Genomic DNA, 15,631 nt, shown 5'->3' with positions numbered 1-15,631 from the left:
GCAAGAAGTCGGTTTGGCACGTGCGAACTCCGGGAACCTCCTCCGCGCAGTAGGTCTCGACCGGTAAGTACCCAGGAAAGGGCTACCTATGAGGGGGCATCTGCGGCGATCGCTCGCCGCGCTGATCGTGGTGGGCGCGTGCGCGCCCGCGGGGGTCGCACACGCGCAGGCGCCGACACCTGCCGCGCCGTGCACCGCGGACGAGCTGGAGGGTGCGCAGTGCCGCACCGTCGCGGTCCCGCTGGACCACGACCACCCGGCGGGCGAGCAGCTGAGCCTGCGCGTCGCGACGTACCCGGCCAAGGGCACGCGGAAGGGCACGATCGTGTTCGTGCCGGGCGGCCCGGGCCAGGCGGCCATCCCGTCCGCCGCGTCGTTCGTCGAGCTGCTCGGCCCGGCGCTGGAGGGCTACGACGTCGTCTTCGCCGACCCCCGCGGGACCGGCGGCTCCGCCCCGCTGCGCTGCGCCGCGCTGCCGCAGGGCCGCTTCCCCGCCGACGTCGACGATCCCGCCGAGCTGCGCCAGCGCATCACCGCGTGCGGCAACGAGCTGGGCGCCCGTCGTGCGCACTTCACGACGTTCGCGAGCGTGCGCGACCTGGAGGCGGTCCGCGCCGCGCTCGGCGTCGACAAGATCATCCCGCTCGGCGTCTCGTACGGCGGCCAGGTCGCGGGCGACTACGCGCGCCGCTACCCCGACCGCGTGCAGGCCGTCGTGCTCGACTCGCCCTCGCCGGTCGAGGCCTCGGACGCGCTCGCCAAGCTCCCGACGCTCGCCCTCCCCCGCGTGCTGCGCGAGACGTGCTTCCCGCCCGGCTGCCGGGAGATCTTCGGCGATCCGACCGAGCTGCTCGGCCGCCTGGTCGAGCGGGTGCGCGAGACCCCGCTGCGCGGCAGCGCGGTTCTGCCGACCGGCCGCAAGCGCTCCGGCACGATCACCGCGACCGACGTCTACGACCTCGTCCGCGCGTCCGACGCCGACCCGGCGCTGCGCACGGGGCTCCCGGCCGCGATCGCTGCGGGCGTGGACGGCGACGCCGCGCCGCTGCTGCGGCTCCTGCTCGGCGCGTCGAGCGGAAGCAGCGCGCCCAGCGACGTGAACGACATCCGGTTCCTCGCCACCGAGTGCGTCGAGGGCCGGCTGCCGTGGGCGCCGGACTCGGACCCGGCGACCCGCATGGCGCTGCTCGAGCAGGCGTACGCCGCGACGCCCGAGGCGTGGGCGCCGTTCGGGCCCGAGGCGATCGAGGGCTCGTCCGCGACGCTGTGCGCCGGCTGGCCGGCCACGCCGCGCCCGTCGTGGGTCCCGAACCCGGGGCAGGGGCCGAACGTCCCGGTGCTCGTGCTCGCCGGTCGCGATGACCTGCGCACGCCGCTGGAGGATCAGCGCCGCACCGCCGCGCAGTACCCGAACGCGCAGGTCGTGGCGGTGCCGAACACGGGCCACTCGGTGCTCGGCTCCGACATGACCGGCTGCGCGGCCGAGGCGCTCGCCGCGTTCCTGGCCGGCGGCCCGAAGCCGGCCTGCGAGAACGAGCAGCTGCTGACGCTCGCGCCACCGGCGTACTCGCGCTTCAGCGACGTCCCGACGCTCTCCGGCGACCTGCCGCCGACCGTCGAGCGCACCGCGGTCGCGATCGACATCACGATGCGCGACCTCTCGCGGCAGCTCATCGCGCTGATCTCGGGCGGCTCGACGAACGCGTCGGTCACGTCGCGCAAGCTCCGCATCGGCGGCCTGCGCGGCGGACGGCTGCTGATCGACCGCGCCCGCCTGCGACTGCTCGACTACGAGGTCGTCCCGGGCGTCCGGGTGAGCGCGAGCGCCACGCTGAAGGACCGGGCGCTGGGCGCGATGCGGCTGACGATCGGCGGCACCCGCGCGCGGGGCACGGCCGTGATCCCGCAGGAGACCACGAGCTTCCGCGTGACGCTCGACGGCCACACGTTCACGTACCGCGTCAAGGCGGTCCTCTAGCCGGTTCGAACCTGCGCCGTGCGGCCGCCCTTGCGGCGGACGCACGGCCCCGGCTACGCTGCACGGCGGATGCAGCACCTCCACGTCATCACCACGGCCACGTCCTAGCGACGGGCCCGGGGCCGAAGCGCCCGGGGCCCGCTCCGGCGAACCGTTGAACGTGATGACCCCTTTCGGAGGACCCCGAAGTGCATTCCCTCTCCGCCGGCCTCGGCCGGCGACCCGATCTCGACGTCGAGCTGACCCAGCTCGGCGACCCCTCGCTCACCGCGGCCCGCGTGCTCGCCCAGCACCGCGGCGCGTGGGTGGTCCGCCCCTGCGCACCCGACGACCCGGAGGCGGAGCCGCGGCTCGTCCCCGCTCGCGGCCGGCTGCGCGACGACGACTGCGGCCCGCCTGTGACCGGCGACTGGGTCGCGCTCGACGGGGGCGGCGCGATCGCCGCGGTGCTGGAGCGCCGCGGCACGATCGTCCGCCGCGCGCCCGGCGAGCAGACCCGTGCGCAGGTGCTGGCGGCGAACGTCGACCTGGCGCTCGTCGCCGAGCCGCTGCCCGACCCCAACGAGCGGCGCGCCGAGCGGCTCGCGGCGCTGGCCTCGGCCGGCGACGTGCCCGCCGCGCTCGTGCTGACGAAGGCCGACCTCGCGAGCGACGGCGGCTTCACCGAGGCCGCGCGCCTGGCCCGCAGGCTCGGCCTGGCGGACGCCGTCGCGGTGAGCGCCACCGACGGCGACGTCGGCGTGCTCCGCCCGCTGCTCCCGGCCGGCACGACCGCGGTGCTCCTCGGCCCCTCCGGGGCCGGCAAGTCGACGCTGGCCAACGCGCTGCTCGGCGAGGAGCGCCAGGCGACCGGCGCGATCCGCGCGAGCGACGGCCGCGGCCGCCACACGACGGTCGCGCGGGAGCTGCTGGCGCTGCCCGGAGGCGCGCTGCTGATCGACACCCCCGGCGTCCGCGAGGCGGGCGTCTGGGACGGCGCGGGCACGACGTTCGCGGACGTCGACGAGCTGGCGGCGCGGTGCCGCTTCGCCGACTGCACGCACGACGGCGAGCCGGGCTGCGCCGTCCGCGACGCCGTCCCCCAGGAGCGGCTGGACGCGTGGCGCAAGCTGGCGCGCGAGCAGGCATGGGTCGACGACCGCAAGGCCGCGGCCCGCGAGCGTGACGCGCGCGGCAAGCAGTACGCGCGCTGGGCGAAGGAGGCTCAGCGGGCGAAGGGCCGGCGCTAGCCGCACGGCGCCTGCGAAGGCGGAAGCTGGACGCCCGTGCCCCTCGGCCGGGCGTCCAGCTGCGTGATCCCAGGTCTTCAGGGCGCGCGTTATGTGTCGACCACTCGCGGCATGAGAGAGCGCGCACCCATCCTGTGCGTCGACGACGAGCCCGCGGTCCTCGAAGGCCTCCAGGATCTCCTCCGGCGCACTTTCGACGTCCACACCGCGACCAGCGGGCCCGAGGCCCTCGAGCTGCTCAAGCGGGACCCCGAGCGGTTCAAGATCGTCATCTCCGACATGCGGATGCCGGTGATGTCCGGCGCCGCGTTCCTGGCCGAGGTCCGCCGCATCGCCCCGAAGGCCGTCCGCATGCTCCTCACCGGGCAGACCGACCTGGGCGCCGCGGTCAAGGCGGTCAACGACGGCCAGATCTTCCGCTTCCTGAGCAAGCCCTGCGGCCGCGACGAGCTGCTCCGCGCCTGCGCCGGCGCGCTCTCGCAGCACAAGCTCGTCACCACGCGCGACGGTCTCCTCGACGAGCTGACCGTCCGCTGCGTCGGGAGCCTCGCCACGCTGCTCCAGGTCACCGCGCCGCGGCTCCACGACCGCGGCATGCTCGCCCAGGAGCTGGCCACCAGCCTGCTCCCCGAGGACGACGAGCGCCTCGGGGACGTCTCCGCCGCAGCGCTCCTCGGCGTGCTCGGCGAGCAGGACGGGCGCCGCGTCCTCACCCGCATCCCGCGCCTGGAGTCGGCCGCCGCGCTGCTCTCGCAGGCCATCGGCGAGGACCGCCCCGACGGGCCGCTCCCGCCGCCGGCCGCGGCCGTCGCCGCCGTGCTCGAGCTCGACCGCCTGCGCGCCGCCGGCGCCAGCCGCGAGGGCGCGCTGGAGCAGCTCCACGCGGACGCCGACCGCTACGGCGGCCGCCTCCTCACCGACCTCGACGAGGCCGCCGAGCGTGCCGACCGGCGCCGCGTCCGCACGATCCGCGCGTCCGAGCTGGAGCCCGGCATGACGCTCGTCGAGGACCTGCGCACCGCGTCCGGCGGCGTGCTCGTCCCGAGCGGCACCTCGATCGACGGGCCGCTGCTCGACAAGCTGCGCGAGTCGCTGATGGACCACGGCGGCGCGGCGCGGGTGGCGGCATGACGCACCTCACCGCGATCCGGCTCGGGATGCCCACGTGGCTCCTGGCCGCGCTCGCGCTCACCGTCGCGGTCACCCTGCAGCCGGCCGAGCTGCCGGGCACGCTCACCGTCCTCGTCACCGCCTGGGCCGGCCCCGCGCTCGTCGCGTACGGGCTGTGGCGCAACCGGCCGGCCGGCCTCGCCTGGCCGGTCCTCCTCGCCGCGCTCACGATCGACGGCCTCTCCCGCACGCTGTGGTGGGGCCCGACGCTGTTCGGGGGCGAGATCCCGCCCGCGCCGTCGTTCGCGGACGGCCTGTGGCTCGCCGGCGACGTCCTGCTCGTCGCCGGCCTGTTCCTCATGCTCAGCCCGCGTGAGGACCGCACGCTCCTGGCGCTCGACCTGTCGGCGCTCACGATCGCCGGGCTCACGCTCGTCGGCGGCCTGCTCGCCGGCCCGTACCTCAGCTCGACCGAGCTGCCGACCGACGCGGCGATCACCCAGGTGGTCTACGCCGCCGGCGACGTGCTCGTGCTGGCCGTCTGGGTGCGGATGCTGCTCTCCCCGCGCCCGTTCCCGCGGGCGCTCGTCTTCGTGCTCCTCGCGATCGGCGCGTTCCTGCTCTCCGACGCGGTGTGGAACGTGCTCGCGCTCGCCGGCTCGTACCAGCTCAACTCCGCGATCGACGTCGGCTGGAACGTCATGCCGCTGCTGCTCGCCGCCGCCGCGCTGCACCCGTCCGTGAAGACCACGCTCTCCGCCCAGCGCGACTTCGAGCTGCACCTCGGCGGCGTGTGGATGCTCATCGGCACGTGCCTCGTCGGCCCGACGCTGCTCGTCCTCCACACGACCGGCCTGATCGGCTCGCTCGACCACCCCGGCGTGGTCGAGGTCGTCGGAGCCGGGACGCTGGCGATCGTCGCGCTCGGCAGCTGGCGGATCGTCCTCCTGCTCAGCAAGACGCGCGCGCTCCAGCTCGCGCTCGCCGAGGCGCTCGTGCGCAGCGACCGCAGCCTGATGGCCTCGCAGGAGCGTTACGGGAACCTCATCGAGGGCATCCCTGCTGTGACGTTCCGCGCCGAGGTGGGTCCGGAGGGCGCCCGGCCGACGTACATCAGCCCGCAGATCAAGGAGCTGCTCGGGTTCACGCCCGAGGAGTGGCTCGCCACGCCCGACATCTACAACCGCCAGATCCACCCCGACGACCGTGCGCACGTGATGGAGACGCAGGCCAGGATCCAGGCCACCGGCGAGCTGCCGGCCGCGGGCGAGGTCCGGATGCTGCACGCCGACGGCCACGTGGTCTGGGTGCGCCAGGACGCGAAGATGATCGCCGAGGCCGACGGCAGCTACGTCATCCAGGGCTACTTCCTCGACATCAGCGACCACAAGTCGGTCGAGGCCGAGCGCGACCAGATGGAGGGCGAGCTGCGCCTGTCGCAGCGGCTCGACGCGGTCGGCCAGCTCGCGGCCGGCGTGGCGCACGAGATCAACACGCCGATCCAGTTCGTCGGCGACACCGTCCGCTTCCTCGACGAGGCGTGCACCGACCTGTGGAGCCTGCTCGCCATCCACGACGAGCTGCGCGCCGCGACCGCCGACACCGCGCCGCCGGAGCTGCTCGAGCGGCTCGCCGAGGCCGAGGACATCGCCGACCTCGAGTACCTGCGCGACCGCGTGCCGGCCGCCTTCGAGCGCGCGTTCGACGGCGTCCAGCGCGTCGCGACGATCGTGCGCGCGATGCGCGAGTTCGCCCATCCGCCGTCGAGCGAGCAGGCGCCCTGCGACCTCAACGCGGCGATCCGCAACACGCTCACCGTGTCGCGCAACGAGTACAAGTACGTCGCCGTCGTCGAGGAGGAGCTCGAGGCCGAGCTGCCGCCCGTCGTCGCCAACCTCGGCGATCTCGGCCAGGTGTTCCTGAACCTCATCGTGAACGCCGCCCACGCGATCCAGGACTCGGGCCGCACGCCGGGCACGATCCGCATCACGAGCCGCACCGACGGCGACGACGTGGTCGTGAGCGTCGCGGACACCGGCTGCGGCATCCCCGCCGACGTCGCCGACCGCGTGTTCGACCCGTTCTTCACGACGAAGGAGGTCGGCCGCGGCACCGGGCAGGGCCTGGCGATCACGCGCACGATCGTCGACCGGCACGCCGGCAACCTGACGTACGAGACCGAGCCGGACGCCGGGACGACGTTCCACGTCCGCCTGCCGATCGGCGGCGTCAACGCCGGCGGCGAGGCGCAGCCCGCGCCCGTGCCGGAGGCCGCCTGACGCCGTGCGGCAGGTCCTCTTCCTCGACGACGAGCCGCAGGTCCTCGACAGCCTGCGCGACGCGCTGCGCCCGCAGCGCCGCGAGTGGCGCATGCGGTTCCTGTCCAGCGGCGACGAGGCGCTCGCGGCGCTGGAGGACACCGCGGCCGACGTCGTCGTGTCCGACCTCCGGATGCCCGGGATGGACGGCGCGACGTTCCTCGCGCACGTGCAGGACCGGTGGCCGGACACCGTCCGGATCGTCCTGTCGGGCTACGCCGAGGCGAAGGCCGCGGTCAAGGCCGCGTCCGTCGCGCACGTCGTGCTCGGCAAGCCGTGCCCGACCGACGAGCTGCGCGCGGCGATCGACCGGTGCTCGTCGCTGCGGGAGCTGATCCGCAGCGAGATCCGCGACGTCGCGGTGGGCTTCAGCTCGCTCCCGGCCACCCCGGACGGCTACCAGGAGCTGATCGCCGCCCTCGCCGCGCCGGACGCGACGTCGGCGAGCGTCGCGGCGGTGATCCAGCGCGACGTGGCGCTCTCCGCCAAGGTGCTCCAGCTGGCCAACTCCGCGTTCTTCGCCAGCGGCCGGCGGGTGACGAGCATCGAGCAGGCGGTCACCGACCTCGGCTCCGAGACGCTCAAGGCGCTCGCGCTCTCGACCGGCGCCGGCGAGGCGCTCGCGCCGCAGGGCGTGTCGCTCGACGAGTTCGCGGCCCACAGCCTCCAGGTCGCGGGGATCGCGCGGGCACTGGCGACCGACCCGGCCGGCCAGCACGACGCGTTCACCGCCGGGCTGCTGCACGACATCGGCAAGCTCGTGCTGCGGGACGGCGACCCGTCGCCGCACGCGGAGGTCGGCGCGCATCTGCTCGCGCTCTGGGGCATCCCCCAGCCGGTGCTGGAGGCGGTCGCGCACCACCACTCGCCGGGGCGCGCCGACGACGTCGCGCGCGACGCCGTGCTCGCCGTGCACGTCGCGGACGTGCTCGCGCACGAGGAGGCGGGAACCGCGCCGGCCGCGCCGTTCGACGCCGACGCGCTGGCGTCCGCGGGCCGCGACCTGGACGGCGAGCGCGCGCGGGCGCAGGCGGCGCCCGACGGCGGCGGCCCCGCCTAGGGCGCCAGCCGCTCCACGCGCCACGACTCCCCGTCGCGGCGGAACCGGAGCCGGTCGTGCAGGCGGTCGGGGCGCCCCTGCCAGAACTCCACGGTGTCCGGCACCACGCGCACGCCGCCCCAGTGCGGCGGCCGCGGCACCGGCCCACCCGCCAGCGACGCCTCCAGCGCCGCCACGCGCTCCTCCAGCTCCTCGCGCGAGCCGACGACCTGCGACTGCGGCGACACCGCCGCCGACACCTGCGAGCCGCGCGGGCGGGACGCGAAGTACGCGTCGTTCTCGGTGGCGGTCAGCAGCTCGGTGCGGCCCGCGACGATGACCTGGCGCTCCTGGCGCAGCCACGGGAAGAGCAGCGACGCGGCCGCGTTCTCCGCGAGCTGGCGGCCCTTGGCCGACTCGAGGTTCGTGAAGAAGACGAACCCGTGCTGGTCGAGGTGCTTGAGCAGCACGGTCCGCGACGCCGGGCGGCCGGCCGCGCCGGCGGTCGAGAGCACCATCGCGTTCGGCTCCCAACCCAGCTCGCCGCGCTGGACCTCGCCGAACCACCGCTCGAACTGCTCCAGCCACGTCGGCGCGAGCGTCGCCTCGCCCAGGGCGCTGCGCTCGTAGGACTGGCGCATCTCGCCGAGGTCGGGCGGCGCGACGAGCGAGGCGAACAGCCGGTCGATGACGCCCTCGGGCTCGTCACACAGGCCGGTGTGGACGGGCCCGGGCTGGATCACCGTCGAGGACGGCGCGGCGAGCCAGTGGAAGCGCTCGGACTGCTCCATCCGCGCGGTCGGCCCGGCACTGGGATCGCCCGAGGCCACGCGTGCGAGGACGTCGAGCCGCTCGCGGATCGCCTCCGCGTCCGCGCCGGGCGCCAGCGCGGCGAGCCGCCCCTCGTCGAGCGACACGCGCGCCTCGAGGTACTTCCGCGGCCGGCAGTAGACGACGATGCCGGCGTTGAGCGCCTCGCCGCGCTCGACGTGCGGGATCACGCGCAGCAGCGCGTACTGGAACGGCGCGCGGTTACTGGCCGACGGCTGCGCGGGCACGCTCCGCCTCCTCCGCGAACGCGCGCGGCGCGCCGTCCAGGCGCCGGCGCAGGAACTCGACGTACGGGCGGCGATCGCCGCCGATCCACTCCTCGGGCACGAGCGCGACGAGCGCGGCGAGGTCCGGCAGCCGCGCGGTGAGCCGCTCGTCGGCCTCCAGGATCGACCCCGCGTGCCGCAGGAGCACGTGCTGGGAGATCATCGGGAACCGCCGCTCCGCCTCCGCGCCCAGGTCGTCCGTCCCGTGCTGGAGGTACAGCGACGCGCCGTGGTCGATCAGCCACAGGTCGCGGTGCCAGACGAGCATGTTCGGGTTGCGCGGGGTGCGGTCGACGTTCATCACGAGCGCGTCCAGCCACACGATCTCCGCGGCCAGCTCCGGCGACAACCGCTCGGCCGCCGCCTCGTCGAACGCCAGCGCGCCGGGGAGGAAGTCGAGCCCGACGTTGAGCCCGCCCGACGCCTGGATGAGCTCCTGGATCTCCGGGTCCGGCTCCGCGTTCCCCAACGCCGCGTCGAGGTCGACGTAGACCTGCTCAGGGACCGGCAGGCCCAGCGCGCGCGCCAGCTCCCCCGCGACGATCTCCGCCGCCAGCGCCTTCGGGCCCTGCCCCGCGCCGCGGAACTTGACGACATACAGGCCGTCGTCGTCGGCCTCCACGATGCCGGGCAGCGAGCCGCCCTCGCGCAGCGGCGTGACGTACCGCGTGGCCTGGACGGTCCTCACGCGAGCGCCGCCCGGATGTCGTCGGGGATGCGCGTCTTGGTGTAGCTCTCGGTCGAGACGCAGACGTGGCGGATCGTGCCCTCGCACAGCAGCTCGCCGCCGCGCTCGATGCGCCACGCGGTCGTCAGCGAGGTGTCGCCGAGGCGCTCCACGTCGAGCACGACGTCGATCTCGTCGTCGAACCGGGCCGACGCGCGGAAGCGCAGCTGCACCTCCCCCACCATCAGGTCCACCCCGCTCTGCATCATCTCGCCGTAGGGCCGCACGCGGGCGCGCCACAGCTCGGTCAGCGCGATGTCCACGTACTCGGCGTAGCGCGGGTAGAAGACGACCCCCTGCATGTCGCATTCGCCCCAGCGCACGCGGAGGCGGTGGCGGAACTCAGCGGCCATCAGGCGGCGGCCTGCTCGGCGACGATGCCGCGGATGGCGTGGGCGGTCTCGGGGCGCAGCTCCCCGAACGTGATCGGGCGCTTGCCGTTGCGGCGGCTCACGCGCAGGACGGCGGTCTTGCGGCGCGGCCAGCTCAGCTTGACCTCGGCCCCGGTGATGACGGGGAACGCGAGCGTGCGGACGCGGCCGGTCACGGCGTCGTCGAGGAGCCAGAGCAGGCGCCGGTCGGTCACCGCCAGCAGCGCTTCGGGGCTGGCCCAGGCCGCGGCGGGCGTGACGAGCTTGACGTCCTCGCCGGGTTGGAGCGCCGACAGCAGCTCCGGGCCGAGCGCGCGGCGGGTCGGCTCAGGCAGCCAGTGGCCGGCCGCGCGCGTCTTGACGACGACCGGCGGCTGCTGCTGGGGCGGCGCGCTCTGCCCGCCGCGGCGCTGCTCGGCCAGCCACCGCTCGGAGCGCAGCAGCTCGTACGCGGCGTTGATCTCGGCCATCTTCCGCGCGGCCTCCACGGAGGACGCGTGCTTGTCCGGGTGCCACCGCTTGGCGAGCGCGCGGTAGGAGGCCGTCAGCTCTGCCGCCGACGCGCCGGGCGCGACTCCGAGGACGCGGTACGGGTCCATGCCGTCCCCAGTGAAGCAGCCGGAGCGGCCGGCGCGTCAGCCGCCGTCAGTGCGTGGCGGCGGCGCGGGCGAGCGCCGCGTCGCGCGTCTCCTCGACCGGGATGCGGCCGGTCGTGCCGGTCAGCTCCAGCAGACGGCGGACGTTGTGCTCGGGCGGGACGACCAGCACGAGCTGCTTGTCCTGGCGGCGGAAGCGGCTGACGGCCTTGAGCACCACGGCCAGGCCGACCGAGTCCATGAACCCCACGCGCGTGAGGTCCAGCACCGCGTTCCCTGCCGAGCCGGCGAGCTCGCCCAGGCGCGAGGCCAGGCCGCGGGAGGTCACGAGGTCGAGATCGCCGGCCGGCTCGATGACCGGGATCTGGGTGGCGGCATCCTGCATCGCGGCCAGGATCCCCCGGCCGGCGCTCCGGCAAACGGAGCGTCGGCGTCCGCGTGCGCGGGACCACACGCGGACGCCAGCGCGCGCACGCCACGCCCCACCCGACGGGCTCGCGCTCCAGTAGGCTCGACACCCTGTCAAGGGTCTTCTGGAGGGGAGCGTCTTTGCCATGCCCGAACCGCTGAGCGACGTGCAGCTCGCGACGCTGCGCGCCGTGTGCGACACGGTCGTCCCGTCGTTGCCGCACACACCGGACCCGGACGGCTTCTGGGCCCGGAAGGCGACCGACGTCGGAGCCGACGAGGCGCTCGTCATGGCCATCGACGGGATGCCGGCGGAGAACCGCGCCGGCATGGGCCAGCTGCTCGACGTGCTCGCCGAGCAGGGGTTCGCGACCGCCTCGCAGGCGTCGCGCGAGCAGATCCTCGCGAACCTGTCGCTCGCGTCCGCGCAGGCCGCGGCGGGCGTAGGCGGACTGGTCGCGCTCACGCTCTTCTTCACCTACGGGCTGCCGGATGCGACCGGGCGCAACCCCGCGTGGGCGACGTTCGGCTACCCGGGCCCGATCGCGCCGCCGCCGCCGACGCCGAAGACGATCACGCCGCTCGTGCCCACCGGCGACACGACGCTGGAGGCCGACGTCGTGATCGTCGGCAGCGGCGCGGGTGGCGGGCTCATCGCCGGGCGGCTGGCGAGCGCCGGCCTGAAGGTCGTCGTGCTGGAGGCCGGCAAGTACCGCAACGAGGCCGACTTCCTCCAGCTCGAGCTCCCCGCGTTCCAGGACCTCTTCTGGCGCGGCGGGCCGCAGACGACCGCGGACCTCAACCTGTCGATCCAGGCCGGCAGCGCGCTGGGCGGCGGCACGGTCATCAACTGGACCAACTCGCTCCGCACGAAGCCGTGGGTGCGGGAGGAGTGGGCGAGCGAGCACGGGCTCACCGACGTCGCGGGCGAGGCGTTCGACGCGCACCTGGACCGCGTGTGGCGCGAGCTGAAGGTCAACCACGACTGCTCGGAGCTCAACAAGCCGCACCAGGCGATGCAGCGCGGAGCCGAGGCGCTCGGGTGGTCGTTCAGGCTCACCGACCGCAACTGGGACCCCGCCAGGCACGACCCGGCGATGGCCGGCTACCTCGGCTTCGGCGACCAGTCCGGCGCCAAGCAGTCCGCGCTGCGGACGTACCTGCAGCAGGCGTACGACCACGGCGCGCAGATCGTCACCGGCTGCTTCGTCGACCGCGTGCTGGTCGAGCACGGGCGCGCGGCGGGTGTCACCGGGCGGTGGACGGCCGAGGACGACCCGTCGCGGTCGGTCAACGTCACGGTCCGCGCGCCGCAGGTCGTGGTGGCGGCGGGCGCGCTCGAGTCCCCTGCGGTGCTGCTGCGCACCGGCATCGGCGGCGACGCGGTCGGAAGGTACCTGCGCCTGCACCCGTGCACCGCGACGATGGGCGACTACGGGCAGGACATGCGGGCCTGGTGGGGCGCGCCGCACGCGGGCCTGATCGACGAGTTCGCCGCGGGGCCGGCGGGGACGGAGAAGAACGGCTACGGCTACCTGATCGAGAGCGCGCAGTACACGACGGGCGTCGGCGCCTCGGCGCTGCCGTGGTCCGGCGGGGCGCAGCACAAGCAGGCGCTGCTCGACTTCAAGCACGGCGGGACGTTCATCGGCCTGCTGCGCGAGCGTGGGCACGGGCAGATCACGCTCGACGCCGACGGCCAGGCGGTGCCCTGGTACACGCTCAGCGACCCGCGCGACCTCGCGACGTCGTACGACGCGCTGGAGACGCAGATCCGCCTCCACGCGGCCGCGGGCGCGCGCGCCGTGCGGGTGCTGGCGACCGGCCTGCCGACCTGGCGGCACGGCGACGACCTGGAGGCGTTCGTCGCGCGGGCCCGGCGCATCCCGCTGCGGGCCGGCGGCGCGCGGATGTTCTGCGCGCACCAGATGGGCTCGTGCCGGATGGGCAACGACCCGGCCACGAGCGTCGCGGACCCGCGCGGCGAGCTGCACGACACGCCCGGCGTGTGGATCGGCGACGCGTCCGCGTTCCCGACCGCCTCGGGCACCAACCCGATGATCACGATCTACGCCCTCGCCTCCCGCACGGCCGAGCACATCGCTCAGGCCGCGGGTGTCGCGACGACGACGGAGGCTGTGACCGCATGACCGCGACCGCAGGGGCGCTCGTCGCCCACGACCAGCTCTACATCGGCGGCGCGTGGGTCGCGCCGTCGTCCGACGCGACGATCGATGTCGTCAACGCGGCGACCGAGGAGGTCATGGGCCGCATCCCGGCCGGCACGCCCGAGGACGTCGACCGCGCCGTGCGGGCCGCGCGCGACGCGTTCGAGCCGTGGGCCGCCATGCCGCGGCAGGAGCGCGTGGCGCTCTGCTCCGCCATCGCGCTGCGGCTCCAGGAGCGCGCGGAGGAGATCGCCGGGCTCGTGGCGCAGGAGCTCGGGTCGCCGCTCAAGCTCGGGATGGCGATCCAGGCCGCGCTCCCCGCCATGTCCTTCGGCGCGATCGAGCACCTGGTCGAGGAGCTGCCGTGGGAGCAGCGGATCGGCAACTCGCTCGTCGTCCGCGAGCCGGTCGGGGTCGTCGGCGCGATCACGCCGTGGAACTACCCGCTCCACCAGGTGTGCGCGAAGGTCGCGCCGGCGTTCGTGGCGGGCTGCACGGTCGTGGTGAAGCCGAGCGAGGTGACGCCGCTGACGGCGTTCCTGCTCGCGGACGTCATGGACGCGGTCGGCGTCCCGCCGGGCGTCTTCAACCTCGTGACGGGTGTCGGGCCGGTCGTCGGCGAGGCGATCGCGGCGCACCCGGACGTCGACATGGTCTCGTTCACCGGGTCGACCCGCGCGGGCAGGCGGGTGAGCGAGCTGGCGGCGGCGACGGTCAAGCGCGTGTCGCTGGAGCTGGGCGGCAAGTCCGCGAACGTCCTGCTCGACGACGCGCCGCTGGAGCGCGCCGTCGTGGACGGCCTGCAGAAGTGCTTCCTCAACAGCGGCCAGACGTGCAGCGCGCTGACCCGGATGCTCGTGCCGCGCGAGCAGCTCGCGACGGTCGAGGCGATCGCGGCGGCGGCCGTCGAGCACTTCGCGCCGGGCGACCCGATGTCGCTCGAGACGCCGCTCGGGCCGCTGGTCTCCGCCGTCCAGCGCGACCGCGTGCGCGAGTACATCCGGCGCGGCGAGGCCGAGGGGGCGCGGCTGGTGGCCGGCGGCGCGGAGCCGCCCGAGGGACTGGAGCGCGGCTACTACGTGCAGCCGACGATCTTCTCCGACGTCACGAGCGACATGACGATCGCGCAGGAGGAGATCTTCGGCCCGGTGCTGTCGATCATGCCGTACGACACCGAGGAGGACGCGATCCGGATCGCCAACGACACGCAGTACGGCCTGGCCGGCGGCGTGTGGTCGGCGTCGGAGGAGCGCGCGGTCGCCGTGGCCCGCCGGCTGCGGACGGGCCAGGTCGAGATCAACGGCGGGGTGTTCAACCCGCTCGCGCCGTTCGGCGGCTACAAGCAGTCCGGCCACGGGCGCGAGCTCGGCCCGTACGGCGTGCTCGAGTTCACCGAGGTGAAGTCGCTCCAGCTCTAGCTACTCGGCGAACGCCCGGACCGCGGCCACGAACGCGGCGGGCTGCTCGCGGCCGAGCAGGTGGCCGGCGTCGGCGATCTCCACGATCCGGCCGTCGGCCACGCCCTCGCCCACCTTGCGCGCGCCGCGGATGGTGGACGGCTGGTCGTGCTCGCCGAGCAGGACGAGCGCCGGCGCGCGGACCTCGTCGAGGCGCTTGGTGGCCTCGGGCTCGAGGAAGACCGGCTCGTCCTCCAGCACCGACTGGCGCTCCAGCAGCACGCGGTTCTGCTCCCGCGCCCACGTGCGCACGTCCTCGCTCGCGCGCTCGGCCCACAGGTCGATCTCGATCTCGTTCGCGGCGTCGAAGTCGCCCTGCTCGACGAGGTCGTCGACGCGCTCCCACGCCTGCTCCAGGCCCTCGTCGTCCTCGCCGGGGCCGCTGACCAGCACGACGCGCTCGACGCGCTCGGGCCAGCCGACGGCGAGGTCGAGCGCACTGCGCGAGCCGAACGAGCACCCGATCACCACGGCCCGCTCCACTCCGGCGGCGTCGAGCACGCCGACCGCGTCCTCCGCGGGCGCCCACGAGCCCGCCGGGTCCGGCGACTGCCCGAAGCCGCGCTGGTCGTACGTCAGGACGCGCCCCAGCGCGCTCAGCCCGGGAACCGCGAGGTCCCAGAACGAGCGGTCGCCGAGGCCGCAGTGGATGAGCAGGAACGTGCGGTCGCGGTCGGTGCCGCCGACGGACTCCCAGACGAGATCGGTCACGCGGCCGAGTCTCGCACGGCCGCGCGCCCCTGAGGCGAGGCGGCGTCCGCGACGATGCGGCGGAACGTCGGGCACTCCATGTGGCGCGGGGCCGGGCACCCGGCCGCGTGACGCAGGCCCTCGCGCAGCGCCTCCAGCCGCCGGATCTGCGCGTCGATCGCGTCGGCCCGCGCGGTGAGCATCGCTCGGTCGATGTCCGGGGCGCCGTCGGGCCCGAACATCGCGGCGATCTCGTCGAGCGAGAACCCGGCCGTGCGGCCGACGGCGATCAGCCCGAGCCGCTCGACGACGTCGGGCGGGAACTGGCGCCGCAGCCCCACGCGCCCGGTCGGCGCGATGAGCCCACGCTCCTCGTAGTAGCGCAGCGTCGAGGCCGGCACGCCCGTGCGCGCGATGACCTCGCCGATGTCCAGATCGCTCAT

At 74.8% G+C, this 15,631-nt stretch carries 14 protein-coding genes; 7 read left to right on the top strand and 7 right to left on the bottom strand.

Going from position 1 to position 15,631, the window contains the following annotated elements; translation table 11 throughout:
- Positions 1 to 88 precede the first annotated feature (88 nt).
- The 5 genes from AC1UE5_RS17015 to AC1UE5_RS16995 all read left to right on the top strand — a co-directional run bounded on the left by AC1UE5_RS17015 (position 89) and on the right by AC1UE5_RS16995 (position 7,695).
- Positions 89 to 1,978: an alpha/beta fold hydrolase gene (locus AC1UE5_RS17015; RefSeq protein WP_482925647.1), complete on the top strand. Its 1,890-nt coding sequence runs from the start codon at positions 89 to 91 to the stop codon at positions 1,976 to 1,978.
- A gap of 188 nt (positions 1,979 to 2,166) precedes the next feature.
- Positions 2,167 to 3,207, top strand: coding sequence for a ribosome small subunit-dependent GTPase A (gene rsgA, locus AC1UE5_RS17010; protein ID WP_482925645.1), 1,041 nt, complete (start codon positions 2,167 to 2,169; stop codon positions 3,205 to 3,207).
- 111 nt (positions 3,208 to 3,318) lie between these two features.
- Positions 3,319 to 4,338 (top strand): response regulator, encoded by a 1,020-nt coding sequence (locus AC1UE5_RS17005; protein WP_482925643.1) that lies wholly within the window; start codon positions 3,319 to 3,321, stop codon positions 4,336 to 4,338.
- Entirely contained in the window at positions 4,335 to 6,596 is a 2,262-nt protein-coding gene (locus AC1UE5_RS17000; RefSeq protein WP_482925641.1) for an ATP-binding protein, read from the top strand. Before AC1UE5_RS17005 ends, AC1UE5_RS17000 begins: the two co-directional genes overlap by 4 nt.
- A gap of 4 nt (positions 6,597 to 6,600) precedes the next feature.
- Positions 6,601 to 7,695 carry an HDOD domain-containing protein gene (locus AC1UE5_RS16995; RefSeq protein WP_482925639.1) on the top strand — a complete coding sequence of 365 codons (1,095 nt, stop codon included), beginning with the start codon at positions 6,601 to 6,603 and terminating at the stop codon, positions 7,693 to 7,695.
- Here AC1UE5_RS16995 and pdxH read toward each other — a convergent pair.
- Genes pdxH through AC1UE5_RS16970 form a run of 5 tightly spaced genes read right to left on the bottom strand, consistent with a single transcriptional unit; the run spans position 7,692 to position 10,850 of the window.
- Positions 7,692 to 8,732 (bottom strand): pyridoxamine 5'-phosphate oxidase, encoded by a 1,041-nt coding sequence (gene pdxH, locus AC1UE5_RS16990; protein ID WP_482925637.1) that lies wholly within the window; start codon positions 8,730 to 8,732, stop codon positions 7,692 to 7,694. The genes AC1UE5_RS16995 and pdxH overlap by 4 nt on opposite strands.
- On the bottom strand, positions 8,707 to 9,459 hold the full coding sequence (locus AC1UE5_RS16985) for a HipA family kinase (RefSeq protein WP_482925635.1): 753 nt from the start codon (positions 9,457 to 9,459) through the stop codon (positions 8,707 to 8,709). The genes pdxH and AC1UE5_RS16985 overlap by 26 nt, the downstream gene beginning before the upstream one ends.
- Positions 9,456 to 9,851 carry an acyl-CoA thioesterase gene (locus tag AC1UE5_RS16980; protein ID WP_482925633.1) on the bottom strand — a complete coding sequence of 132 codons (396 nt, stop codon included), beginning with the start codon at positions 9,849 to 9,851 and terminating at the stop codon, positions 9,456 to 9,458. Before AC1UE5_RS16980 ends, AC1UE5_RS16985 begins: the two co-directional genes overlap by 4 nt.
- Positions 9,851 to 10,468 carry a J domain-containing protein gene (locus AC1UE5_RS16975; protein ID WP_482925631.1) on the bottom strand — a complete coding sequence of 206 codons (618 nt, stop codon included), beginning with the start codon at positions 10,466 to 10,468 and terminating at the stop codon, positions 9,851 to 9,853. The genes AC1UE5_RS16980 and AC1UE5_RS16975 overlap by 1 nt, the downstream gene beginning before the upstream one ends.
- Before the next feature lie 46 nt (positions 10,469 to 10,514).
- Entirely contained in the window at positions 10,515 to 10,850 is a 336-nt protein-coding gene (locus AC1UE5_RS16970) for an STAS domain-containing protein (protein ID WP_482925629.1), read from the bottom strand.
- A gap of 169 nt (positions 10,851 to 11,019) precedes the next feature.
- Here AC1UE5_RS16970 and AC1UE5_RS16965 point away from each other — a divergent pair, with 169 nt between their 5' ends.
- Positions 11,020 to 13,023, top strand: a complete 2,004-nt coding sequence (locus AC1UE5_RS16965) for a GMC family oxidoreductase N-terminal domain-containing protein (RefSeq protein ID WP_482925627.1) — start codon at positions 11,020 to 11,022, stop codon at positions 13,021 to 13,023.
- Positions 13,020 to 14,459, top strand: coding sequence for an aldehyde dehydrogenase family protein (locus AC1UE5_RS16960; RefSeq protein WP_482925625.1), 1,440 nt, complete (start codon positions 13,020 to 13,022; stop codon positions 14,457 to 14,459). Before AC1UE5_RS16965 ends, AC1UE5_RS16960 begins: the two co-directional genes overlap by 4 nt.
- Here the strand turns inward: AC1UE5_RS16960 and AC1UE5_RS16955 are convergent, their stop codons facing one another.
- Both AC1UE5_RS16955 and AC1UE5_RS16950 read right to left on the bottom strand, forming a co-directional pair.
- Positions 14,460 to 15,209, bottom strand: a complete 750-nt coding sequence (locus AC1UE5_RS16955; protein WP_482925623.1) for an alpha/beta fold hydrolase — start codon at positions 15,207 to 15,209, stop codon at positions 14,460 to 14,462.
- The gene (locus AC1UE5_RS16950) at positions 15,206 to 15,631 is read right to left on the bottom strand and encodes a helix-turn-helix domain-containing protein (protein ID WP_482925621.1); all 426 of its coding nucleotides are present in this window, start codon (positions 15,629 to 15,631) and stop codon (positions 15,206 to 15,208) included. The genes AC1UE5_RS16955 and AC1UE5_RS16950 overlap by 4 nt, the downstream gene beginning before the upstream one ends.

Source organism: Parviterribacter multiflagellatus (assembly GCF_056863265.1).
Note: the sequence above shows the minus strand (reverse complement) of the source record. Positions and strands in the feature narration are given on the sequence as shown.